This is a genomic window from Paenibacillus sp. Y568 (assembly GCF_059445545.1).
This window is the reverse complement of sequence record NZ_JCAIUM010000005.1, coordinates 83,749-107,558: the sequence shown is the minus strand read 5'-3', so window position 1 is coordinate 107,558 and position 23,810 is coordinate 83,749. Positions and strand designations below refer to the sequence as shown.

18 protein-coding genes are annotated in these 23,810 nt (G+C 41.7%); 11 read left to right on the top strand and 7 right to left on the bottom strand.

Annotated elements, in window-relative coordinates; genetic code table 11:
- The first annotated feature begins 23 nt into the window (after positions 1–23).
- The 5 genes from AC1D7X_RS09050 (at position 24) to AC1D7X_RS09030 (ending at position 9,119) form a co-directional block, all read left to right on the top strand.
- Positions 24–1,439 (top strand): hypothetical protein, encoded by a 1,416-nt coding sequence (locus AC1D7X_RS09050; RefSeq protein WP_495475126.1) that lies wholly within the window; start codon positions 24–26, stop codon positions 1,437–1,439.
- A gap of 112 nt (positions 1,440–1,551) precedes the next feature.
- Entirely contained in the window at positions 1,552–5,226 is a 3,675-nt protein-coding gene (locus AC1D7X_RS09045) for a PAS domain S-box protein (protein ID WP_495475057.1), read from the top strand.
- A gap of 47 nt (positions 5,227–5,273) precedes the next feature.
- Entirely contained in the window at positions 5,274–5,933 is a 660-nt protein-coding gene (locus AC1D7X_RS09040; protein WP_495475056.1) for a response regulator transcription factor, read from the top strand.
- Positions 5,934–6,381: 448 nt separating this feature from the next.
- Positions 6,382–7,980, top strand: coding sequence for a methyl-accepting chemotaxis protein (locus AC1D7X_RS09035; RefSeq protein ID WP_495475055.1), 1,599 nt, complete (start codon positions 6,382–6,384; stop codon positions 7,978–7,980).
- Positions 7,981–8,015: 35 nt separating this feature from the next.
- Positions 8,016–9,119 carry a protein-glutamate methylesterase/protein-glutamine glutaminase gene (locus AC1D7X_RS09030; RefSeq protein ID WP_495456465.1) on the top strand — a complete coding sequence of 368 codons (1,104 nt, stop codon included), beginning with the start codon at positions 8,016–8,018 and terminating at the stop codon, positions 9,117–9,119.
- Between the two features lie 692 nt (positions 9,120–9,811).
- Here AC1D7X_RS09030 and AC1D7X_RS09025 read toward each other — a convergent pair.
- Positions 9,812–10,144, bottom strand: coding sequence for a heme oxygenase (locus AC1D7X_RS09025; protein ID WP_495456464.1), 333 nt, complete (start codon positions 10,142–10,144; stop codon positions 9,812–9,814).
- Between the two features lie 220 nt (positions 10,145–10,364).
- Between AC1D7X_RS09025 and AC1D7X_RS09020 the strand changes: the two genes are divergently transcribed.
- The 4 genes from AC1D7X_RS09020 (at position 10,365) to AC1D7X_RS09005 (ending at position 14,717) form a co-directional block, all read left to right on the top strand.
- A complete protein-coding gene (locus tag AC1D7X_RS09020; RefSeq protein WP_495456463.1) occupies positions 10,365–11,039 on the top strand; it encodes a glycosyltransferase in 675 nt (224 codons plus the stop codon).
- A 285-nt stretch (positions 11,040–11,324) separates the two neighbouring features.
- Positions 11,325–12,149: a DUF6492 family protein gene (locus AC1D7X_RS09015; RefSeq protein WP_495456462.1), complete on the top strand. Its 825-nt coding sequence runs from the start codon at positions 11,325–11,327 to the stop codon at positions 12,147–12,149.
- Entirely contained in the window at positions 12,146–13,276 is a 1,131-nt protein-coding gene (locus tag AC1D7X_RS09010) for a glycosyltransferase (RefSeq protein ID WP_495475054.1), read from the top strand. The genes AC1D7X_RS09015 and AC1D7X_RS09010 overlap by 4 nt, the downstream gene beginning before the upstream one ends.
- Before the next feature lie 43 nt (positions 13,277–13,319).
- Positions 13,320–14,717 (top strand): sugar phosphate nucleotidyltransferase, encoded by a 1,398-nt coding sequence (locus AC1D7X_RS09005; RefSeq protein WP_495475053.1) that lies wholly within the window; start codon positions 13,320–13,322, stop codon positions 14,715–14,717.
- A 62-nt stretch (positions 14,718–14,779) separates the two neighbouring features.
- Here AC1D7X_RS09005 and AC1D7X_RS09000 read toward each other — a convergent pair whose 3' ends face one another.
- The 3 genes from AC1D7X_RS09000 to AC1D7X_RS08990 form a co-directional block, all read right to left on the bottom strand.
- Positions 14,780–15,394, bottom strand: coding sequence for an NAD(P)-dependent oxidoreductase (locus tag AC1D7X_RS09000; protein ID WP_495456459.1), 615 nt, complete (start codon positions 15,392–15,394; stop codon positions 14,780–14,782).
- A 76-nt stretch (positions 15,395–15,470) separates the two neighbouring features.
- Positions 15,471–17,384, bottom strand: a complete 1,914-nt coding sequence (locus AC1D7X_RS08995) for an FUSC family protein (protein WP_495456458.1) — start codon at positions 17,382–17,384, stop codon at positions 15,471–15,473.
- Positions 17,385–17,549: 165 nt separating this feature from the next.
- Positions 17,550–18,437: a helix-turn-helix transcriptional regulator gene (locus AC1D7X_RS08990; RefSeq protein ID WP_495456457.1), complete on the bottom strand. Its 888-nt coding sequence runs from the start codon at positions 18,435–18,437 to the stop codon at positions 17,550–17,552.
- A 124-nt stretch (positions 18,438–18,561) separates the two neighbouring features.
- Between AC1D7X_RS08990 and AC1D7X_RS08985 the strand changes: the two genes are divergently transcribed.
- Both AC1D7X_RS08985 and AC1D7X_RS08980 read left to right on the top strand, forming a co-directional pair.
- On the top strand, positions 18,562–19,449 hold the full coding sequence (locus tag AC1D7X_RS08985) for a sugar phosphate isomerase/epimerase family protein (protein WP_495456456.1): 888 nt from the start codon (positions 18,562–18,564) through the stop codon (positions 19,447–19,449).
- Positions 19,450–19,476: 27 nt separating this feature from the next.
- Complete coding sequence (locus AC1D7X_RS08980; protein WP_495475052.1) at positions 19,477–20,505, top strand: Gfo/Idh/MocA family protein; 1,029 nt, start codon at positions 19,477–19,479, stop codon at positions 20,503–20,505.
- Between the two features lie 154 nt (positions 20,506–20,659).
- On the opposite strand, the gene nagA is transcribed toward AC1D7X_RS08980, so the two are convergent.
- From nagA to AC1D7X_RS08965, 3 genes are read right to left on the bottom strand one after another with little or no spacing between them, the layout of a single operon-like run.
- Positions 20,660–21,832, bottom strand: a complete 1,173-nt coding sequence (gene nagA, locus AC1D7X_RS08975; protein WP_495475051.1) for an N-acetylglucosamine-6-phosphate deacetylase — start codon at positions 21,830–21,832, stop codon at positions 20,660–20,662.
- Positions 21,832–22,557, bottom strand: coding sequence for a glucosamine-6-phosphate deaminase (gene nagB, locus AC1D7X_RS08970; protein WP_495456453.1), 726 nt, complete (start codon positions 22,555–22,557; stop codon positions 21,832–21,834). Before nagB ends, nagA begins: the two co-directional genes overlap by 1 nt.
- The gene (locus AC1D7X_RS08965) at positions 22,558–23,430 is read right to left on the bottom strand and encodes a MurR/RpiR family transcriptional regulator (protein ID WP_495475050.1); all 873 of its coding nucleotides are present in this window, start codon (positions 23,428–23,430) and stop codon (positions 22,558–22,560) included. It lies immediately after the preceding gene.
- Positions 23,431–23,810 lie beyond the last annotated feature (380 nt).

Below are 23,810 nucleotides of genomic sequence, written 5' to 3'. Positions count from 1 at the left end.
GGAGAAGGGGTGTGTGGCTAGTGATAGGCATTGAATTAACAGCGATTCACTATGTATATCTAGCCTTTATTGTGTTAATTATGGGGTTCTTGATCAAGCGGCGGGATACGACAATGATATGTGTAGTAGGAATTTTCGTTCTTGGATTATTGGCCACAGAAAGTCTTAGCGGCTCCATATCAGGTGTGTTCAACTCATTTATCTATGCCACTAAAGAGTTGATGGGTACAATTATGATTATATCGATTATCGTGGCGATGAGTCGTGTGCTCATTCGTACAGGGATTAATGAAACCATGGTGGCGCCCCTCACCCGTTTTCTGCGTACACCAGGAATAGCCTTTTGGGGAATTGGAATCATTATGATGGTGACTTCATGGTTCTTCTGGCCATCGCCAGCAGTAGCCTTGATCGGAGCGGTGCTCCTACCCGTGGCCATCCGTGTTGGACTGCCTGCTCTTGGTGCGGCCATGGCGATGAACTTATTCGGCCATGGAATTGCCCTATCGGGTGACTATATTATTCAAGGTGCACCGAAATTAACAGCCGATGCTGCAGGCATTCCGGTAAGTAGTGTCATGGAAGCCAGTGTTCCTCTGGTCATTGTCATGGGACTAGTGACGACCATAACAGCCTTCTGGATGATGCGTAGAGATATGAAGAATGGCAATTGGAGAGATGGACTTGTAGCTGGGAAAAGCGGAGTCAATGCGCTATCTACTGATGACAAAGATGATGATGACAAGATCGTGATCCATCCAAGAGTAAAGCAATGGTTAGCTATTATTATTCCACTATTATTCCTAGGGGATGTAGCAGCCATGTTCCTGCTGAATTTGCAGGGAGGAGATGCAACAGCCTTGGTGGGTGGCACCGCAATAGTCATTCTGATTGTAATTACTTTACTCACGCATCGTGATCAAGGTTTAGAGAAGGTGACTTCTTATCTTATTGATGGATTTGTTTTTGGATTCAAAGTATTCGGTCCAGTTATTCCGATCGCAGCCTTCTTCTATCTAGGTGACTCTGCATTCGTGGAGTTGTTCGGTAAAGTGTTACCGGATGCTTCGCATGGTATCGTGAATGATCTGGGTGTTGCTCTTGCGGGTAATGTACCCCTAAATGGCGCAGTGGGTGCCATGACTTCAACCGTCACGGGAGCGATTACAGGTCTGGATGGATCAGGGTTCTCAGGTATCTCTCTGGCGGGATCCATCGCACAGCTATTCGCGGTCGCTACTCAATCAAGCGCAGCTACCTTAACGGCACTTGGGCAGATCTCTGCGATATGGGTCGGCGGGGGTACGTTAATTCCATGGGCTCTAATTCCCGCAGCAGCCATCTGTGGCGTAAGCCCATTTGAGCTTGCTAGACGTAATTTAAAGCCAGTACTGATTGGGCTTGCTGTAACGACTGTTGTGGCAATGTTTCTCGTATAAGCTGAGGCGTCCTTACTATGAAAGAAAATAATACTGGAAATAGGCGACTTAGGTCGTCTATTCTATTTGAATAGGAAACGAATTAAATATCCAAGACGGAAGTGATAACAACATGAGTTCATTCTGCAAGAGAGATACAACTACGTGGTCTATCGATAAGAAGAGAAATCTTCTGACCATGTCGGACGGATTCAAGAAATGGATGGACCGTTCTGAAGAGGAAATATACAACAGACCTGATCTCTTGCAAGAAATGGTTTATAGCGAGGATGTTTACCTCTTTAATGAACACATGGATATCCTATGTTCTGGTCAGACCAGCTCCATTGAATATCGCATTCTTTTAGAATCAAATGAGTTGAGATGGGTGCAAAGTATAGGTATACCTGTTCTAGACCAGGATAATCAAGTCTATAGGATAGATGGAGTTATTCTCGATATTACAGAGAAGAAGGCTACTCAGGAACGGTTAGAAAACACGTTATCTTTATATCAGGAGATATTAGATACCATTGATGTGGCCATTTGGTCATTTGATATTGCCTCAAAGAAAGTATCTTTCATTTCAGATGCCATCGCAAAAATTACCGGGTATTCAATCGAGGAGGCAAGCGGAATTCATTTATGGTCAGATATTGCACATCCAGATGACCGTCACGTTATCGATCACATCATTACATCTGCAAGACAAGGAATTTCTGCTGTATGCGAATATCGGATTATCGATGCTAATGGTGATATGAAATGGGTACAAGTTAGGTTGATACCTAGTCTAAATCGTTGCCAAGCTGTAGTTCGTCTTGATGGTATTGTATCTGATATTACTTCAAGAAAGGTTATGGAAGAAGATCTATACAGAAATGAGCAACGTTACAAGTCTTTATTTGAATATAACTCAGATGTCGTGTGCGAATTAGATCTGCATGGTAATATTTTAGCTATTAATCGGGTTGCCGAGAAGATTACAGGAGAACGTTTAAATGTCACCGAAGACAGTCTTTCCATCATGAATATCTTTGGTTCTGAGTATACTGGGCTCATGAGTGATTATTTAGAGAAGGCCATAGCAGGAGACTCCTCACATTACACAGTAACATCATGTCATAAGGATGGAGGTATTGTTCATTGGGAAATGAAGAATATCCCCATTCAAGTGAATGGCCGAATAGTGGGCGTATTTGCAATTGCCAAAGATGTCACTCTACGAAGAGAAGCCGAGCAAAGATTAGCGAATTGTGAAGCAGAATATCGGTTAATTACCGACAATATGAAAGATTTGATGGTTGTTCTAGATTCCAGCGGCAAATTAATTATGGCTTCACCTTCTTGTGTGAATATCATGGGGATGCCTATAGAACAAATTATTAATGATAATACGATATTGGAACATATTCATCCGGAAGATAGGCAATATTTAATCGATCGAGTCTTAACTATGTTTCATACAAGAGGAAGTGAATTGTTACGGTTCCGTTTTGTTCAAGATAATGGCTATATTATTCATCTTGAAACCATGGGTACACCTGTATTCGGCGAAGATGGAGAAATGAAGAACATTGTGATCGTGTCGAGAGACATCACCCAAAGAATCGGAATCGAGAATGAACTTAGAGAAAGTGAAGAACGTTACCGAAGACTAATAGAGTTGTCACCTCAACCGATGGTTCTCATTCGTGATAGTAAAGTTTCCTACATGAATCCTGCTGGACTAGACATGCTTGGAGCGAACCACGCCGATGATATTCATGGGGATTGGATGTATGATTATATTCATTCCGATTATTGGGTAGAGGGTACGAATAGGATGCTTCAACTCATGGATAAGAAGTATCTAGGATCTACGGAATATAAGATCATTCGTATCGATGGGCAGCTTATTGAAACAGAAGTAATCGGAATATATGACGAGATAACAAAGACAATCATCATTATCATTAAGGATGTTACGGAACGTCTTAAGATGGAGAGAGCCCTTCAAGAGAGTGAAGAACGGTACCGAAGATTGGTGGAATTATCTCCGGTAGCGATTGCTGTATATAAAGACGGTGAGATCAGTTATATTAATCCAGCCGGAGCTAAGATGCTCGGTGTAGAGGTTAAAGGGGACAAGGGTGTAACCTACATGTTGCTAGATTGGATTCATCCAGATTATCGAAAGTATGTACAAGAGACGATGGATCACACGTTATTGAATGGATATTCACTCCCTGCCGAATATCAAGTCGTCCATTCGGATGGTCATGTCATTATTGTATCTATGCTCTCCATATACGACGCTCATTCTTCATCGATCCAGCTTATGTTCGAAGATATTACAGAGAAGAAACAGGTAGAACAGGCTCTATTGGAAAGCGTGGAGTTAAATAGTCTGCTTATTAGAATGTCACCTGAAGCGATCGTTGTTCATAGTGATTATAAGTTTATATATGTAAACCATGCAGGTCTTGAATTGTTTGGAGTATCAAGCGCACAAGAATTGATTGGTAAGTCCATATTGGGCTGGGCCCATCCTGACTATTGGTGGTTGATAAAGGAACGCATGGATGAAATATATAGGCAACAAATGATATGTTCCACTCCTGTTGAACAAAAGGTCATACGATCAGATGGTGAAATAATCGATGTCGAAGTGACAGCTAATTCGATTCCTTATAAAGAGGGATTCGCAGCCATTTCGATCTTTCATAATATAAGTGATCGGAAAAGGGCCGAAGAGGAAAGAAGGCGCACGGAGCAAGTCATTCGTGTAAGTGAAGAACGATATTTCCGCTTACAAACAAGCCTGGATCGGTTCTCACATGATCTGTTCGGCGTCATGAAAATTAGCCAAATGGAACAGCGCTTATTGAAGGAAGTACGTGATTTATTACAAATTTCAAATGTGAGTATCATTCAAGTTGATCAGAATCATGACAAGTTATGCGAAATAATTGAAACGGAGAAAGGATACTTGCTTAAGATCGGTAATGCTAAAGCGAGAAGTTATTTGCTTTGTATTGACGAAAAACCGAGCATCCTCAATATTACATCCATTCGAGTATGGCTTAAGACAATCACTCGATATGTCAGTGTTCTCTTCGATCATTTTTTGTTGATTGAAGACTTAACTAAAGAGCTAGAGCAGGCAACCTTAGGGCAAGTTAGCCCAACCTGGTTTCTTCGGTTTATGTTCCATTTGTCCGAGAATGAGAGAAAACGGCTGTCTCAGGATCTTCATGATTCTGCACTTCAGGAGCAGATTATTTGGTATCGTAAGCTGGATTTACTTTTGGCCGATCCATCAATTACCGGAACACTGCGAGAGCAGCTAGGACAGATTACAGAAGGTTTGCTAGATGTCATTTATCAATTAAGAATAACATGTAATGAACTAAGGCCACCAATGTTAATCAGTGATGGACTAACTTCGTCGCTTGAGGCATTGTTTGATTTCACTCAATTACGTGCCGACTATAGCATTCAATTTGAAGTGGAACATTTAACACATACATTACAAGACGACATACTTATCGGATTATATCGTGTTGTACAGGAGCTTTTGGCTAATGCTTCGAAACATTCATCGGCAACGAAGGTTCGTATTGCCCTTTCGGATGAGGGTGAAGGCGTTCGAATGGAATATCAAGACAATGGGATTGGTATGGATGTAGCATTGACTGAGGATTCGCTTAAGAGTATGGGAATATATAGTATGAAGGAACGGGTTCGTAGCATGGATGGCACCATCCAGTTCCGTTCATCTGAGAATAATGGGTTAGCTGTTTTTATATCTCTACCCGGACATTGATATAGTCATAAGGCGGGAATGGATTATTCATTTGGAGGTGAAGCAATATGATTCGCATACTAATCGTAGACGACCATCCAGCTGTTATGGAGGGAACGAAGATGATTCTGGAGCAAGAGGGAGATATGGTAGTAGATTTAGCAAATTCAGCTGAGGAAGTTCTTGGAATGGTAGGCACGCAGACATTTGACGTTATGTTATTCGATCTTCATATTCCCAATGTCAATGGAATTGAGTTGGCTAAGCAAGTGTTACAAATGGATTCGGATGCCATCATATTAATCTATACAGGCTTTGAAATTAATAACCATTTTAACGTCATGATTGAGACAGGTATATTTGGCTTTATTCCCAAAACCACAAGTAGAGAACAGCTTGTCACTTCCGTTCGTTGCGCCCTCAGGGGAGAAGTCATTCTTCCATTCTCCTTAGTTAAGCAATTAAGAAGAACGACACATTCAGGATCGGAGACGAACGATGAAGAGCTGGGCTCTACGATTAGCAACATGGAATATGAGATGTTAAGGGAGATCGCTCAAGGGAAAAGTAACAAGGAAATTGCTGAGACTCTACATATGGGGCAACGATCGTTAGAGTATAGGCTAACCGATTTATTCTATAAGTTAAAAGTTAAGTCGCGAATAGAAGCGGCTCTGAAGGCGAAACAGTTAGGTATATTAATGAATTCGGATATGAATCATTCGTGAGTTGCTAATATCATTTATAAAGGTCCCATCACATTTCGTGATTAGGGATCTTTTTTTTGAATTATAAGAAAGGACCAGGTTCGCTTGGACAGTGCCATCATCGCCGATGCATTTCAATCGATTTGCGCAATGATGTAATTGATTCTTGATTTGGTATTCCTTATCATTTCGTCGAAATAGGGAGGGGGTGGTTGGTATCCCATTTTTACTAATAGAGCGGGTGATTCTGGTTGTTCTACTGTAAAGGAGCGCAATCATTTTGCGGGGTCACGCCAACCTTTTTCGGTTACCAAAATATAACGATAGATTATGATAGTCCTAGTTCTTTAGATTCATTTCGTGCGAAGGGGTAGGGAATAAGGATCAATTTGCTAGCGAGCTTGGTTTTGTATTTTACGTAAGGGGACTAGAAAGCAAGTAACAATAACAATTATAAAGGGGTATACATATGAAGTGGTTATATAACTTGAAAACAGCTGTAAAATTAATATCCGCGTTTGTTTTGGTCAGTTTGATATTGTGTTTTGTCGGCTATTCTGGAATAAACAATTTGAACAAGCTGGATGAGTCTATCGTGGATATGTATGAGGATCGATTAACTCCGATTGTTTATCTTGGTGAAGTGAATGAATTATTTCTCCAAAATAGAGTGAATATTCGAGATATAAATACAATGGCTAAGACGCAGGAGGATAAGGATGAATACAAGGATCTTATCCATGACAATGTCTATGAAATTGAAGAGATCATGAAAAAATATACGAATACTGCTTTGAGACCAGATGAACTGGAGAAGATGGAAAACTATTCTTCAACATGGCAACGTTACAAAGTAAGCGTAGATGATGCTATTAAAGTTAATAACAGTGACCTAAGTACGGAGAAATATACAAATTATCTACTCACAGGGGGGTTACAAACAGCAACAACTGAAATGACAGATCTCGTGCAAGGTCTAATCGATATCAAAATGAAGCAGGCTAACGGGGCCATAGGCTACGCCAATAAGCTATATGTATCTTCTCGGATTATTACAATCATCATTATTATTATTTCACTTCTGATCAGTGTAACGTTGGGTTATGTAATCTCTCAGATTATAGCACGGCCATTACGTCGGGTGATGAACCTGCTTAGTAAAGTAGCCAAAGGGGACTTAAGTGAAACTTCGGACATAGATACCAAAGATGAGATCGGAGTATTAGCTAATTCGGTCAATGAAATGATTCTGAATTTAAGACACACGGTAGGTGAGATTCTGCTCTCAGCAGATAGCGTCTCTGCGGCTGCTCAACAAATTTCTGCAAGTACGGAAGAGGTGGCTAATGGGAGTATGAGCCAAGCTAGCTCCGTTCAAACCGTAAATGAATTATTTCGTCAATTATCTCAAGCAATTAATTCCGTTGCGCAAAGTGCAGAGCAAGCCTCTGAACTATCCGATTCAGCCATGAATATTGCACTAGAAGGGGCTAAGGTGGTCGATAGTTCTATTAAAGGGATGATTAAAGTGAATGAAGAAATGTCTCGATTAGAAGAGGACTCTAATAAAATTAGCGAGATCATTGGAGTGATTGACGATATAGCCAAACAGACGAATCTCTTGGCACTGAACGCGGCAATTGAGGCGGCTCGTGCAGGAGACCAAGGTAGAGGATTTGCCGTTGTAGCGAATGAAGTGAGGAAGTTAGCTGAACGAAGCAGTGAGGCAACAAAGCAAATTACAAATATTATTAATGAGATACAACGTAATACCCAGCAAAGTGTGATTGCTGTAGAAGAAGGGGTCACTTCCTCACAGAAAACAGGTGAAGCCTTGGGGTATATCACCACAATAGTTAGTGACACAGCAAGCAAAGTATCTGAGATTGCGGCTGCAAGTGAGGAGCAGGCTGCTCAATCGACTGAAGTCATGTATTCCATTGAAAGTATATATGCAGCAACCGAAGAGTCAGCTGCAAGTAGCGAAGAAACAGCATCAACTGCACATTCTTTGGCCCAACTCGCAGAAGAACTGAACTTGTCAGTATCTATGTTCAAAATCAATTAATCATCATCAGGAAGAAGCATAGCGGGGGATTATTAATGTGGGACAGAGGAAGAGATGTAGATATTGTGCAAAAAATAAGGGTGCTGGTAATAGATAATTCTGTATTTATGCGGAATTTGATCTCTCTACTCATTGTAGAAGATGCTGAACTCGAAGTTATTGGAATAGCTCGAAGTGGATTGGAGGCTGTTACCATGGTGAAACAGCTGAAGCCGGATGTTGTAACGTTAGATATTGAAATGCCGGAAATAAACGGTATGGATGCTCTGACCAAAATAATGGAACAACGTCCAACGCCCATACTTGTGCTAAGCTCGATGACGCCAGCAGGAGCATTAGCAACGATTACCGCATTACAAACAGGAGCAGTGGATTTCATAACCATACCATCAGGTTCCAATTCATTTGATTTATTCAAGGTGAAGGAAGAGTTGGTATTTAAAATCAAACAAGCTGCACAAATCTCTCTGATCAGCCTTATTCTTAATAATATTTTCATTTCAAAAGTAGAGGAAGGACAGAACAAGATTCCTCAAGCTCGACTGTCAAAACAATTCGATCAGATCATTGCAATGGGGACTTCAACGGGGGGGCCGAAGGCACTGGATACGGTTATTACAGCATTGCCCGCCGATTTCCCCTACCCCATACTAGTAGTACAGCACATACCACCTGAGTTCACAAAGCCATTGGCAGAACGATTGAATTGCTTATCCCGTGTGCAGGTGGTTGAGGCAAAGCATAACCAACCTATATTGGGTGGTACCGTATATATTGCACCTGGAGATTACCATATGACCGCTGTCCAGACGAATGGGGAATTTAGAATCAGTCTTCATCAGGAGTTGGAGGTTCAGGGACACCGACCATCCATTGATGTGTTATTTGATTCTATTTCATTATGTAAGAGCCTGAAGCGGCATTTTATTCTTATGACCGGTATGGGGAGCGATGGTGTAAGAGGGATGATGTCCGCCAAGCAATCAGGAGCACATTCAACGATTGCTGAATCAAATGAGACGTGCATTGTATATGGCATGCCTAGAGCCGCAATTGAAATGGGCTGTGTCGATCATACGGTTCCCCTACATCTAATTACTTCTAAGATGTTAGAAGTTACCGGAGTGTTGAAACGCTAAGTCTATACTCATCATCTTAACTCGTATGAGCGGTAGATTATATTACAGAATTAAGGATAAATGAATGAATTAGATCGAGAATTTACAGGTAATGTGCTGCATATGTCGGTTAATACTCATCCTAACTGGAGAAATTCCCGCTAATGTAGGCTGAAACAGCAAGATAAATGCCATCTCACAGGAATTAACGGGAGAATTTCCAGCTAGTACAACATTAAGGGGCCATATGAAGAAATTAGAAGGATAATTTCATGCTATTAAGTCTGATGTAAGGTAATAGGGGAGGGAGTGAAGCATTTTGAGCAATTCATATCAGTATATTCTGTTCTCGGGTAATCTCTCTTCGTTTACGTGTCTTCATCTATTAATTCTAGAAGTTAGCCGATGAAATCACACCTATGATATTGTTCGCCTCAAATCACCTCAATCACAAAAGACAAAAAGGCCGCCGTTTCATTGTTCGAAACAACAAAACAGCGGTTGGTTAATACTCCTCTGTATAAAAGAGACGACACCCTATAAAGGTAATGTACTATACTGGTTTCACACTATATTCCCTCAATTCTGAGGGGAAACAGGCAGACGGAGTAGAGACAGCAAACGCCAGATCAGGCCGGCAGACAATCTTGACCGTGAATGAATCAGGTGACGCTTCGCACTATAAAGGTACCATCTCCCCAGGAGTATAGTTATTATTTAGAGATTTCCTTCACGGCCGCCACTTCATACGTAATAATCTCATTACTAATGATAGGTGATTCTTGTTTTGGTGCATCTGGACTTGGTTCTGGGCGTTTGTGGGAAGCTCTGAACGCATCGCTATTTCTCCAAGTCGTGAAATCCTCTTGTGTTTCCCAGTACGTATTTACACTTAACTCGTCATAATCGGATAAGTTTTGAGTCAGTAATACTTCTACTTTGATCATACCTTTAGAAGAGTCCAATGAACCTGACGCTGTAAATCTTGGTGCCATGGCAGCACCCATTCCCTTTTTGACTTTCATTCTGTTCGTTACAATGATCATGCGACATTACTCCTTTTATAGTATTTTTGAAACCTATATTTAAATGGAGACTTTCATATTATTCTAATCCTTTAAATATCAAAAGCAAATATTAGCTACTTTTGCGGTCACGATGGATCTGCATTAGATTGAAGTTCCATGCATGAGATAGATCAAAGTGTACACAATAAATGGGATGCTATTCCATCCCAATTTATGCTTAAAAAGGAGAAATTACTTTATGAAGATCCGGAGTTTGAAGTTAGCGATGCTAATCGTGATTCTATTAGCAACGGTGACTCCATTAAAGGCCGAGGCCATGCACAATGATAAGAATAATGAACAAGCCCTTACTACAGCACATAAGGAATGTCTAAGCCCATCAAAAGTGAAACTGAAAGAGGATTTAAGAAAGTTATGGATCGACCACGTGGTATGGACTAGGAACTATATCGTTAGTGCCATTTCTGGGCTAGAGGATCAACAGAAGGTATTGGAGAGATTACTACAGAATCAACAGGATATTGGGAATGCGTTCAAACCGTATTATGGGGAAGAAGCGGGTAATAAGCTAACAGAACTATTACGGGAGCACATCTTAATCGCGGGAAAAGTAGTAGGTGCAGCGAAAAGTGGAGATCAGGCTAATTTCGATAAACTCAATAAAGAATGGTACAGAAATACGGATGACCTCACTAAATTCCTCAGCAGTATTAATCCTCATTGGTCGGAAAAGGTACTAAGGGACATGTATTATGTGCATTTACAACTGATAACAGACGATGTCACAGCAAGACTTAAAAAGGATTGGGATGCTGAGACCATCGCTTTTGATAAAGGTTTGGATCATATGATCGAATTCGCAGATATCCTTACTGACGGAATAGTTAAGCAGTTTCCAGATAAGTTTAAATAAAGAATTTGATAACAAAGAAGCTATAAGTGCTATTCGTGCTTATGGCTTCTTTCGTTACATTAGATCATGATTCGTCCCATCGAGAATGGCTCCAAGAACGTTATAGATTCATAGAAACAATCTCGTATGTTCCAGCTAAGTTATAACGGATAGCAAATCAAGAATTAGCCTTGCAAAGGCGGAATTACGGGGGATTTTTAGACTTTATACCACTTCTGAATGCCCAATCCATCTGTTCTGGTATGCATATCATATAGCAAAACCTTGATAGATGGAGTTGAAATAATGCCAATCCCTCAGAAGAGTCCATTAAGCAGTAAGACAAAGATAGATATCTTGATCCCTGCGATTGAAAAGGATTTAGGGACACTCCCTTTTGTTATTGATTCCGTAAGGAAATATGTGAAGCACCCCATCGGTCAGATCATGATTGTTGCGCCGAGAAAGAAAAGAATCATGGATTTATGTGTTAGAAAAGGATGTAAGTTCATTAATGAGAATACAGTGCTTCCAATAACTAAAAAAGATATTAACTATCGTTCGAGAACATGGGAACGTTCAGGATGGCTATTTCAACAACTATTGAAACTGAATGGGGATACCCTTGGCTCTTCGAACTTCTTTCTGGCGATTGACGCTGATACGGTGATGATTCGTCCGCATGTCTTTAGAACGGGGAACAAGACGGTATTTTACACGAGGAATTGGAGTAGAAATGAATACTTCACAACGTATCGTAAACTTCTTGGAAGGAAACGCTCCACATCCACATCGTTTGTCACACATTATATGTTATTTGAGAAATCAAGACTCGCAGAGATGAAAAGGGTTATTGAAGCGAAGCATCATAGAAGATGGTATTCCGCCATTATACGGAGTATGGATAAGACGAAACAGTTCGCCTTTTCCGAATTTGAGACATACGCGAATTATGTGTATTCAACGCATCCAGAGGGACTAATTCTTAAGAAATCCTTGAATAAAGGTCTAAATATGAGTGTTACTCAAGCATCAGAGGCACGGGTGAATCGCCTGTCTAAACAATACAGATCTATTTCTTTTCACAAACGCAAAGACTATTCAAGAAAATCGACGGTGAAGAGGAAATGAGCAATTACCAAGTAGTATGGAAGGGACCTGTACACAAAGCCTCTGGTCTTGGCATAGCCAGTAGGGCTTATGTTCAGGCATTGAGACGACAAGGTGTGAACGTCAAGCTTGGAAATACATCAAATACATCACGCACAAACGGTAGTGGTAGGGGTAAGAAAATTCTAATCTATCATCATTCGCCACATACGATTAATTTTAGGAGAGAAAGAGCATATTACGACCATATTATTCTGAATACTGTCTGGGAGACAAGCCGAATACCTAAACGATGGATACCTTATATGAATAGGTTTGATGCTGTTTGTGTGCCCTCGATTCATAATAAAAAAGCTATGCTAAATAGCGGTGTTCGTGTTCCGATATACATCGTTCCTCATGGGGTGAACACTCGCAAATATACACCTAGTAATAGGAAAATATCGTTACAAAATTATAATAGACGATTTGCATTTATCTCTGTGTTTGGATTTCAACATCGTAAGAATCCGGAAGCTTTATTAAGAGCTTACTGGGAGGAGTTCTCTGCTGCAGATCATGTTGTTCTGATGATCAAGACGAACGGATATGCTGCACATGAGAATGAACAATGGATTAAGAACCGAATTCGGAATTATAAACAAAGACTTGGCATTCGCAATCAAACAGCTCCAATTATACTTACAGCCCGACATCTCAATTCACAACAACTGAAGGGAATCTATACGCGTGGTCAAGCCTTCGTGCTACCTACCCGTGGTGAAGGCGTGGGGTTACCTTTTCTTGAATCATTGGCAAGCGGAACCCCTGTGATTACTACGGGGTGGGGTGGGCATATGGATTTCTTGAATAGAAACAACTCATTCTTAGTGCCTTATAAATTAAGAAATCCTGCGATAAGAATGAAGAGTAGACATGCGATCTCTCGTAAATTCGGGGCATTGTTCGCACAAAGGGGACAACTATGGGCAGAAGTGGATGTTCGTAGCTTACGGCACAAAATGAGATTAGCCTATCAGAATCCTCAGTTATGTCAAACCAAGGGACGCCGAGGTAGACACGATGTGCTTAGGTTGTCTTGGGATCGAGCGGGATTCTCTTTGAAGCAAGTCATCGATACAGTCGCGCGGACACAACGCCGAAGGTAGGAGTGGAAAATCTAGTCATCTTTTCGAAAGGGGGAGAGATATCGTGAGAATCGTTCTATTATCTGGAGGTTCGGGAAAGAGACTATGGCCGCTCTCCAATGAGATTAGATCTAAGGTATTTCTTAGATTGTTGAGATCGGATGAAGGCGGTAAGGAATCGATGATTGAAAGAATATGTAGGCAATTGGATTCCGTAGACTTACTTCAATCGACCTCTATTGTTACACATCGCAGCCAAGTTGAGATTACACAGACTTATGTGGGTGATGTGGTTCCCATTCTAGGCGAGCCTTATAAAAAGGGGACGTTCACAGCTATTGCGCTAGCTACAAGCTATTTTCATTCCAAGATGCAGATAGATCCGGACGAAACGATATGTGTTCTTCCCGTAGATTCATTTGCAGAGACAGCATTCTTCCAACTCCTTCACACATTCCCTGATGTTCTTACGAAATCCCAGGCTGATCTAGCGCTTCTTGGAACGGTACCTAAATATCCCTCCAGTCAATTTGGCTATATTGTACCTAATATCGGTCGTATCCAGGAGAGCACGTATTTGCCTGTTACTCATTTCGTTGAGAAGCCTGAAGAACAGGATGCCGTCCGCCTAATCAACAGTGGGGCATTGTGGAACTGTGGTGTTTTTGCATTTTCTCAAAAGTTCATGCTTACCTATATGAAGAACAAGGGTCTACCGATAGATTATGATGAATATCTCCTACAGTATGAGTATCTCCCTGAGCTTAGTTTTGACCAGGAGGTTGTGGAGCAAATAAATCATTCCGTGGTTATTCCTTATGATGGCACATGGAAGGATCTTGGTAGTTGGGATGCATTGACGAGCCATATCGAGAGTAGTGTCATAGGCACAGGACAAATCTCTAGTGATTCTATCAATACACATTTAGTAAATGAACTAGCGTATCCCATTCAAGTCATTGATGTTTCCAATATCATTGTAGCTGCAAGTCCCGATGGGATTCTGGTTGCAAGTAAACGGAATGCTAATCTAATAAAAAAACAGCTTCATGAGGTCAAACAAAAGCCTAGATACGATGAGAAAAGATGGGGGACTTACCTGGTTCTTGATCATACCAAGTTAGTTGATGAGGGCATGGAAGCTGTGACTATTAAAGTGAATCTATTACCTGGAAAAAATATAAGCTATCATATGCATCAGAAGAGAACTGAAATATGGACTATTATTTCTGGATCAGGAGAGTATATCCTGGATGGCAAGCTAAATCCTATTGTCGCAGGGGATGTATTGCAAATTCCTTGTGGGATGAAGCATGCAATCAAAGCGATAACACCTCTTGAATTCATTGAAATTCAGATAGGAACAGAACTGGATGAGGAAGATATCCTACGTATGGCGATGACATGGGAGGATGCGATGAAGTTGTGTGAAATTGTTCATGTAAAAGATACCGAGGTATGAGTTGTAGCAAAGTAGATCATACCTCTTACCATGTAGAGGAAAGTGTTGAATTTAGATATGGCTTAGTAGACTAATCCTATTGACTTGTTCACATAGGTATCATCTGCGAGAGCTTTTAGAAGGAAATGAGCGACATCCGCTCTAGAAATTTTCTGCCCACCATGTGCGACACCTGTCTCTGTCTCACGATAGACGCTCGTCTGTTCCCCGTTTGTTAATTGCATTGGGCGAGCAAGGGTCCATTGAAGGTGAGTTTTCTGAAGAAGTTCATAAGATCTACGGTGATCCGCAAGCGGATTTCGAAGAAGGAAACCAACAAAGGAACCAATGAGGCCCTTCAATTCCTTATGGATACCAGCAGAGGCAACATATGCAATTCGATTTACGCCATGTTGGGTCATGCCAGCGATGATATTGCGCACGATATCGGACATTAACGTTGTGGCACCCATGCCTTTATTTCCTACACAACATACGACAGCATCATGTCCCTGGATCGCAAGGCTGACGGCCTTTTCATCCAATCCGTCCCCTTGTACCATTGTCAGATGAGGGTGTTGCACGGATAACTTAGCTTGGTCACGGACGAATGCCGTTACTTCATGGTTGGCATCCAGCGCTTGTCGGACGACCTCTTGTCCTACGCCTCCTGAAGCTCCAAAAACAATAATCTTCATGTTAAATCCCCCTTGTTTTCCCTCATCATAGTGTAAACAGCTAGCGTTTGTCTATGAAGACCAAAGGTCATATGCATTATTGCATCTGGGTTTCTTGAATAGGTGCAAGCTGAAGGGCATCCTGTAGATCATGGATGTCTTTTTGGATTTGGGAGAATCCTTGGATTTCAGGGATAAGTTTCTTCTTAGTTAATGGACGTTCTTGTTCCATGGCAATGGCCATGGTTTCAAAAACAAAAAGCAGTTGAGAAAGACTCTCGTCGGATAATACAGGTCGATAGGCGTATTTTTGAGTGGATTCCAGTAGATAACCTAACTGTTCAATATAAAAAATAGCGGGACTGAGTTTTTGTAAGGATATTTTATTACTAGGCATTTCTCCTAGAGCTGTCGTGTAAACAATGGTTAGATTGGTCAGGTTAATACGCATTTTACGTTGTTCTATAGATTCTTCTAATTCATCGTTGCTACGATGTTCTGAGAACAACATCATAAGAAATTGTTGCTCACTTCGAATGGTCTTGGCCATTAAATGAGGAAGTAGACTCGAGGCCTGTCTTTTGCTGAACAATAATGTTCCTATAAGGCCAATAAGAGAACCGATTAGGACGTCTGTTACTCTAGCCGTAGTGAAATAGGTAGCATTATGTAATTGTGTTGTACTTTCAGCAAGAAGTAAGGCGTTCGGCGTTATGAACAGTGTTGCAATCGCATAATTAAGCACAATGGCAAGCTCTGTTAGGGCGGTTAAGATCACAATAGCGATGACAATGATGATCCCCTCGGGGTGAATAGAGAGAATTAACGTTGCGATCAGAATGCCAATGATCGTTCCGATGGAGCGCTGAATAGCGCGATGGAACGTAGAAAGGATGGTTGGTCCCGACATGACAGCCGCACAGGATAGGGTAATCCAATAAGAGCGGTTAAAGTCAAAGGAATAGGCAATAATCGCAGCAATAATAAGGACAATTCCGTATCTTAACGCCGTAAGGAATACGATCGAATTTTTATCAAAGGAACCCCCGAATACGGATTTAAGGGAGGGCCTAGCAATGTTCAAATCACGCTGTGTTGCGTTCAAAGGTTTGTGTATGAGATCCATGGCATCCCCTATTTTTAGAAACAAACGATATATATCTTCACTCATTTCTTTGGGTTGGAGAAGCTCTACATCAAGGGGTCCACTTCTTGTTCCAATTGAATTAGCAATAAGGCGAATGGAAGCACCAATCTCGGAAGGAAGCTTAACATTCTTCTCCTCACCATACTCAAGAACGTACATAAACAGTTGATTTGCTTGATCATTTAATAAAAAAAGGCGTATATACGGGTCAGGTGTTCGCCAAGATATATACCCTGCCACAAGAGTATCTTTGGCTGACTTCAACGATAATACGAGTCGCTGTCTGGCTTCGTTAGATAAGTCTGTCCCTATGGACTCTACGTAATCTGCAAGGTTGTTGTAACTCTTTTGTACAGAAGAAGTCTCGGGTCCGTAAGGGTTAAATGGCCAGCCTATCATTCCGATGATCCACGATAAAGCCCCACCTAAGAAGACTAGACCAGCACGTAAGGGAGCAAGTGAAGGATCAATATCCATCCCTGATGACATGGTAAAAGTCAGAACAAAGAATATAGCAGCGGGTCCTGCAATTCTTAAAGATCCAAAGATAAATGTACCGACAGCTCCAATAATACCGACAGTTATAGCCGAGGCGAGCCAGAAGGGGGCCAGAATACTCCCTAATGCCACAGAGATTGTCATTCCAAGGAGTGCGAAGAAGATCTTTTTGGCTCTTTGAGCATACGGAATATTAAATACATATAGGTAGGTGAGTCCACCTAAGCCTGCTAATAAGCCATAATGTAAATTTCCTAATATTAATCCGATGAGGGGTGGTATGCCAGAACATATCCCAGCACGAATGGCCTTGTTCCATGGCAGAGGAATCTTATTCACCTTAAAGGCCTGTTTGATCGTTGTCATAAATAAAAGCTCCTTTTAAACACACCTATACCTATCTATGTATAGTTGCGCAGAACTCCTTATTTTATACGAAATCTGTTTATCGCATCACGACGTAGTGGCGTAAATAAGATATGAAGTCAGATCTGTGGGGAAATCCAGAGGAACGTCTTTAATTCTTGATTTTTAATTCTTTCTCGTTTGGGAGGGGGTCATCCCCTTGTATTGCTTAAATAGTTTGGTGAAATAATTTGGATTCTCGCATCCAACCTTGGCAGCAATTTCTGTTATCGTATCATTGCTCTCACGGAGTAGGCGTTCGGCTTCAATCATTCTACAGACGTTAACATATTCAATGAAGGTACGTCCTGTTAGCCGTTTGAACAACTTGCAGAAATAGTAAGGATTAAGACTAACCTGCTTGGCAGCCTGTTCAATCGTTATTTTATTGATAAAGTCAGACTCAATACGTTGAATAAGTTGCTTAAACCGTTCGCGGTTCGGTAAGTAAGACCCCACAGGTTTATCAGCAAGATGATGTGGCATAAAAGTACGAGATAGCAGCGTAAATAAGGTATGTAGCTTTGACTTAACGACAAGCTGATAGGCAGGACGTTTAGCTTCAAGTTCCTCTATTACCTCATCCAGTAATAAATAGTGGCGAATACATGTCTCGTCATGGTTAGTCGGTTTAACTGGGAATCGCATACGTCCTTCGAGATATGGGGCAACAAATTGCACGTGTAGTGGATCATTCACCCAGTCAATGAACAGTGAAGAATTGAAGACAATAGAATCATAGTACACGTCATCATAGCTTAGCGCATAACCGACATGTAGCCCACCACCTGGAATGATAATAACCTCGCCGGCTTTGACATGATAGGGTTGGCTATCGATGTGAAATAGTGCGGTACCCTTCCGCATGATAATAATTTCGAAATGTTCATGCCAATGTAAATAAAGAATGCAGTCATTAGGTTTGATGTTATGGTAATGATTTGGAAAGAGTTGAAACGGATATGCTTTATGCTCAATATGGGTGTTTTCCCAGAGATCCTTCGGATAGGTCAATCTTCATCACCACCACAAGATTAGACTAGTATTGAACAAGATAGACTAGAGTAATAAGCAAATCTCCTAGCTATAATGGAGATGTTACGAATACTATAAGCCAACATTGGAGTGAGATACAAGGATGGAAAATAAATTACGCATTGGAACATTAGTAGCTGGTGGCACCGCGGTTGAGGTTATTCCACAAATCGTGTTCCATGGATTTGAATCATTCAACCCGACCTTCTGGCAGACTACAGGAGATACGGATCTTGTAGACATGGCAAAGAAGGTTCGCGAGCTCGGAGACGAGCATGATTTTGTGATATCTGCGATTAGTGTGTTCGGGAATCCTTTAACAGGTGAAGGTAATAATGCGGATACGATTGCTAGTTGGGAACGTCTTATTGACCATGCGCATTTATTTGGCACAAACATTGTATCCGGTTTCACCGGTCGTCTGACAGGACAGTCCATTGATGAATCCATCCCTAAATTTAAGGAAGTATTCGGAGAGTTGACGCGTAGAGCAGCGGATAAAGGCGTTCGGATTGCCTTTGAGAACTGTGATATGGGCGGTACTTGGGCAACGGGCGATTGGAATATTGCACATAACCCTGCAGCTTGGGAACTTATGTTTAATGCGGTACCAGAAGATAACATTGGACTGGAGTGGGAGCCATGTCATCAAATGGTGAGTTTGATCGATCCAATTCCTCAACTACGTAAATGGGCTGATAAGGTGTTTCATGTGCATGGTAAAGATGCAACGATTGCGTGGGATATTGTGAAGGAACAGGGCGTACATGGTAAGGATCCGTTCGTGTGGCATCGGACTCCTGGTTTTGGTGATAGTAACTGGTCGGATATTATTACAATCTTGAGACAGAATGGCTATCAAGGAACGATTGATATTGAGGGATGGCATGATCCCGTCTATAAAGATGAGCTGGAAATGACGGGACAGGTGCATGCATTGAATTATTTGAAATATTGTCGTGGAGGCAATCCTGTTCCAAATCCTATATAAGAAACCCAAGGAGAGAGAGGTTCGGCGATGGAGGAAATTAAGCATCGAGTGGTCGTAGCAGGTTGTGGCGGAATGGCTAATACATGGGTAGACTATGCTATGGATAGAGCTGATATCGAAATTGTTGGATTAGTTGATATTAAAGAAGAGTTCGCGAAAGCGATGGCGGAACGCAAAGGTCTGACCTGCCCGACATTTACAGAAATTCAAAAAGCGATCATGGCTACAGGGGCTAATATGGTTTTTGATGTTACGATACCATCTAGCCATTATGCTGTTAGTAAGATTGCATTGGAGTATGGGTGTCATGTGTTTGCTGAGAAGCCTTTAGCAGAGTCGATGAGTGAATGCAAAGATATTGTTCGTCTGTCGAATTTCACTGGCAAGACGCATGCCGTTATGCAGAACCGACGGTTTGATCCTCGTATACGCGCATATCGCAATCTTATTGCTGAAGGAACGATTGGCAAGCCTGGTTATGTGGGGGCGGACTTTTTTATCGGGGCACATTTTGGTGGCTTCCGGGATGTGATGGAAAGTCCTCTATTGCTTGACATGGCCATTCATACATTTGATCAAGCGCGTTTCATTCTAGGATCCAATCCGATATCTGTCTACTGCCAGGAGTTTAATCCTCCTGGCTCATGGTATCAAGGACATGCAATGGCGATCTGTATCTATGAAATGTCCGATGGTTCAGTATTTAATTATCGTGGATCGTGGTGTGCTGAGGGGGCATCTACATCATGGGAGTCTTCATGGAGAGTGACGGGTGAATATGGTACAGCAATCTGGGATGGAAAAGGAGAGCCGTACGCGGAGGTTGTTGCGGAAGGTCAGACCGGAAAATTTATTCTTGATGTTGAACGAGTGGAGGGAAAGCCTGTCGAAATGAAACACACGTTCCATCAAGGTTGCCTAAATGAGATGTTCGCTTCAATTGCTGAGGATCGTATACCAGAAACGGACTGTAGCGACAATATATACAGCATGGCGATGGTGTTTGCTGCTCTTGAAAGTGCGAAGAGTGGCCGTAAGGTGCCGATCATATTGTAAAGTGAAGTGCTAAGGAACCTCATAAGGTTTTCATTGGTGACAATTAATACTCTGCAGCTCCTCCCGATATTTTGGGCTAAACAAAAACGCAGCCATCCTTCTACTGATTGATAAGGATAGCTGCGTTATTTTCATGTATACGATAAATAGTTGATTATACGATTTGTCTACCTTGGACATATACGTTGCGAAGGTTCAATTCATCGTCTAATAGAAGAATATCAGCTTGTTTACCAGCTTCAAGAGTTCCGATCTGTTGGTCCATTCCGAGCGATATCGCAGGATTTAGACTTGCAGCTCTGGAGGCTTCTTCAAGGGATAAGCCCACGTCCGATATCAGATTTCGGAAGCCACGAATCATTGTTAATGTGCTTCCAGCAAGTGCTCCATCATTGTCCTTAAGTGTCGCTACTCCTCCGGACACTTTCACGGGTTGATCACCAAGCATATACTCACCATCCCCAAGTCCAGCTGCTGACATCGCATCTGTGATGAGGATCAGTTTATTAGAAGGTTTCATACGTGCTAGGATCGACATCACCGCTGGATGCACGTGGATCCCATCAGCAATTACTTCTGCTGCAATTCGATCATCACTTAGAACGGCACCTGCAGTACCAGGCTTACGATGATGAAGTGGCGTCATGGCGTTAAAGGCATGGACAGCTTGATTAAGGCCAGCATGAACAGCAACAATGATCTGTTCGTAAGTAGCATCCGTATGACCTAGAGCCGCTGTTATGCCGTTATCTCGTAACCATGAGATAACTTCAAGAGCCCCCTCACGCTCAGGAGCGAGCGTAACTTGATGAATAAGGTCAGGATATTGTTGTTCCCATTCCTCTAGCCAACTTACAGTAGGGGGGACGATATGTTCAGGGTTCTGTGCCCCAGGCCATTGTGGGCTAATAAATGGTCCCTCTAGATGAACGCCCGCGATTTGAGCATATGGCATGTCCTCTGAGCGGTAAGCATTGACTTCACGAAGCACATTCTCAATGGCATGTTTAGGAGCAGTCATCGTTGTGGCTAGCATCGTTGTTGTTCCTTGAGAACTATGGAAGCGGCTAATGGCATCTAAGGTCTCACGGTCGCTGTCCATGAAGTCATGTCCTGCTCCACCGTGAACGTGTACATCCACGAATCCAGGAATGAGTAGTCCGCCTTCGTTCGATAGGCTCTTCCAATCTGTATAAGTGGAAGGCAGGTCCTTCTTCTCACCAGCATAACAAATCGTTCCTTCGGATATGGCGATAACTCCGTCTTCAATCAATCCCTGTGGTGTCAGTACTTTTCCGAATAAAAGTTGTTCTGTAATAGTTGTCATTAGAGTAGTCTCCCAGCAGCTTGATCTAGTAGAAGAATGACGTTAGGGTGACATTGTAGCAAGGAAGCAGGACATTGTGTTGTGATCGGACCATGAACAGCGGCTTTGATCGCCTCTGCCTTCTCAGCACCACGCGCAAGTAACACAATTTGTCGAGCTTTCAGGATGCTTCCTACACTCATCGTCACGGCCTGTTTAGGTACTTCCTCCATGGATGTGAAGAATCGAGCGTTCGCAGCAAGTGTCTCTTCTAACAAATCGACCACATGGGTGCTACCATTAAGATGGTCACTCGGTTCATTAAATCCAATATGCCCATTATGACCGATTCCTAGAAGCTGTAGATCAATTGGTCCGTTCTCCTCAAGGAGCTTGTCGTACGATTGACACTCTGCTGTCAGATCTTCTGCATTTCCGTTAGGTATATGAATCCGACTTGGATCTAAATCGATGTGTTGGAACAGATTGTAATTCATAAAGTTGTGATAGCTCTGTGGATGATCCTCGGAGAGCCCTACATACTCATCAAGATTATAAGAAGAAGCATCGGCAAAACTAACGAGGCCTTTCTCATACATTTCTGCTAATCGTGCATAGATACCTATGGGAGAACTACCTGTTGCAAGGCCAAGAACAGCCCTTGGATTGCTTTGTAATAGACTAACAATCAGATTGGCACCGGTTTGTACGAAATCTTCTTCTTGATTAAATGTAAGTATATTCATTTATTGTCCTCCTCGATGATTACGGTAATATTGAACGTCGTTATAAGATTGTTCCAGCTTAGGAATAAAGTCTCCAAATTGTTGACTAAGCATCCCAGTAAACAGGATATCTATAATGTGTAGTTGCGCAATACGTGATGCCATATCTCCACGTCTCATACCATGTTCAAGAGAAGATGAGAAGAGAGGGAGTTCAGCGAGTGATGCAAGTGTATTACTTCCAAAAGAAGTTAGTGAAATGGTTGAAGCTCCCCGACGGGAAGCGCACGTTAAAGCATCAATCGTTTCAGGAGTTTCCCCGGAATAGGATACGGCAAAAGCGACATCGTTAGGGCCGAGGGTGGATGCTGACGTGATTTGCATATGGGAGTCAGCAAAAGCAGTGCAGTTTACCCCGATCCGAATTAATTTTTGGTAGAAATCTTGGGCTACAATAGAGGATGTTGCCATCCCATACAGATCAATCCTTCTTGCTCCGCATAGCAGATCAACAACTTTGGTAAGTTTGGTTAGATCTAAAAGAGAGGTTGTATCTCTAATGGATGCTAGATGATTAGCTTGCATGGCCTCCACGATATGGGATAAAGGATTCCCTGCTACGATATCTTGATAAGCAGATGAGTGTGACGAATCGTCCGTTCCACCGGCTATTTCAGATGCGAGATGGACTTTGAAGTCAGGAAATCCTTTGAAATGGAAAACCTTGCAGAACCTTGTTATGGTAGCGGGGCTGAGAGCACATTGCTCTGACAACTCCGTAATACCAATATGAACAATTTCACTGGGAAAGGCTAAAATGTGCTCTGCAAGTTTGCGTTCTAACGGAGACAACTTAGACAATTGTTGTTGTAGGGTGTGAAGGATTGCGGCCATGTATACACCTCACTTACACTTGGATTGTAAACACTTTGTAAAATTATTTCTATAAATATATCGTTTATTAAGAAAATTATTTTCATAACTAATATAATATAATTCTTCTGTGGAAGCAACATGAATTGTATAATTTAAGTAAATTTTTTGAATCTTGAAGATGTAATCTCCTTGTAAATTAAAGCGCTTACATATTTTGTGTTATTATTAATGACATCATAAAAATAATTTCTCAGTTATTTAGTAATTGGTGGAGAAAAAAATGTCTTTAAAAGCTAAATGAGACATTTTATATCGTTTATAAGCTACAATAAAACAAGCAACAGCAAGCTAATTATCGTGGGGGTGATGACGTAAACATATCTAACATTGAGGTCTTT

Excerpts from the sequence above, each read along its gene's own strand:
- AC1D7X_RS08995 (WP_495456458.1), bottom strand. The coding sequence starts at position 17,384 with ATGACAACGATCAAACAGGCCTTTAAGGTGAATAAGATTCCTCTGCCA.
- nagB (WP_495456453.1), bottom strand. The coding sequence starts at position 22,557 with ATGAATATACTTACATTTAATCAAGAAGAAGATTTCGTACAAACCGGT.
- AC1D7X_RS09035 (WP_495475055.1), top strand. The coding sequence starts at position 6,382 with ATGAAGTGGTTATATAACTTGAAAACAGCTGTAAAATTAATATCCGCG.
- AC1D7X_RS08965 (WP_495475050.1), bottom strand. The coding sequence starts at position 23,430 with ATGGCCGCAATCCTTCACACCCTACAACAACAATTGTCTAAGTTGTCT.
- AC1D7X_RS08980 (WP_495475052.1), top strand. The coding sequence starts at position 19,477 with ATGGAGGAAATTAAGCATCGAGTGGTCGTAGCAGGTTGTGGCGGAATG.
- nagA (WP_495475051.1), bottom strand. The coding sequence starts at position 21,832 with ATGACAACTATTACAGAACAACTTTTATTCGGAAAAGTACTGACACCA.
- AC1D7X_RS09000 (WP_495456459.1), bottom strand. The coding sequence starts at position 15,394 with ATGAAGATTATTGTTTTTGGAGCTTCAGGAGGCGTAGGACAAGAGGTC.
- AC1D7X_RS09020 (WP_495456463.1), top strand. The coding sequence starts at position 10,365 with ATGAAGATCCGGAGTTTGAAGTTAGCGATGCTAATCGTGATTCTATTA.
- AC1D7X_RS09010 (WP_495475054.1), top strand. The coding sequence starts at position 12,146 with ATGAGCAATTACCAAGTAGTATGGAAGGGACCTGTACACAAAGCCTCT.
- AC1D7X_RS09045 (WP_495475057.1), top strand. The coding sequence starts at position 1,552 with ATGAGTTCATTCTGCAAGAGAGATACAACTACGTGGTCTATCGATAAG.
- AC1D7X_RS09040 (WP_495475056.1), top strand. The coding sequence starts at position 5,274 with ATGATTCGCATACTAATCGTAGACGACCATCCAGCTGTTATGGAGGGA.
- AC1D7X_RS09025 (WP_495456464.1), bottom strand. The coding sequence starts at position 10,144 with ATGATCATTGTAACGAACAGAATGAAAGTCAAAAAGGGAATGGGTGCT.
- AC1D7X_RS08985 (WP_495456456.1), top strand. The coding sequence starts at position 18,562 with ATGGAAAATAAATTACGCATTGGAACATTAGTAGCTGGTGGCACCGCG.
- AC1D7X_RS09030 (WP_495456465.1), top strand. The coding sequence starts at position 8,016 with ATGTGGGACAGAGGAAGAGATGTAGATATTGTGCAAAAAATAAGGGTG.
- AC1D7X_RS09015 (WP_495456462.1), top strand. The coding sequence starts at position 11,325 with ATGCCAATCCCTCAGAAGAGTCCATTAAGCAGTAAGACAAAGATAGAT.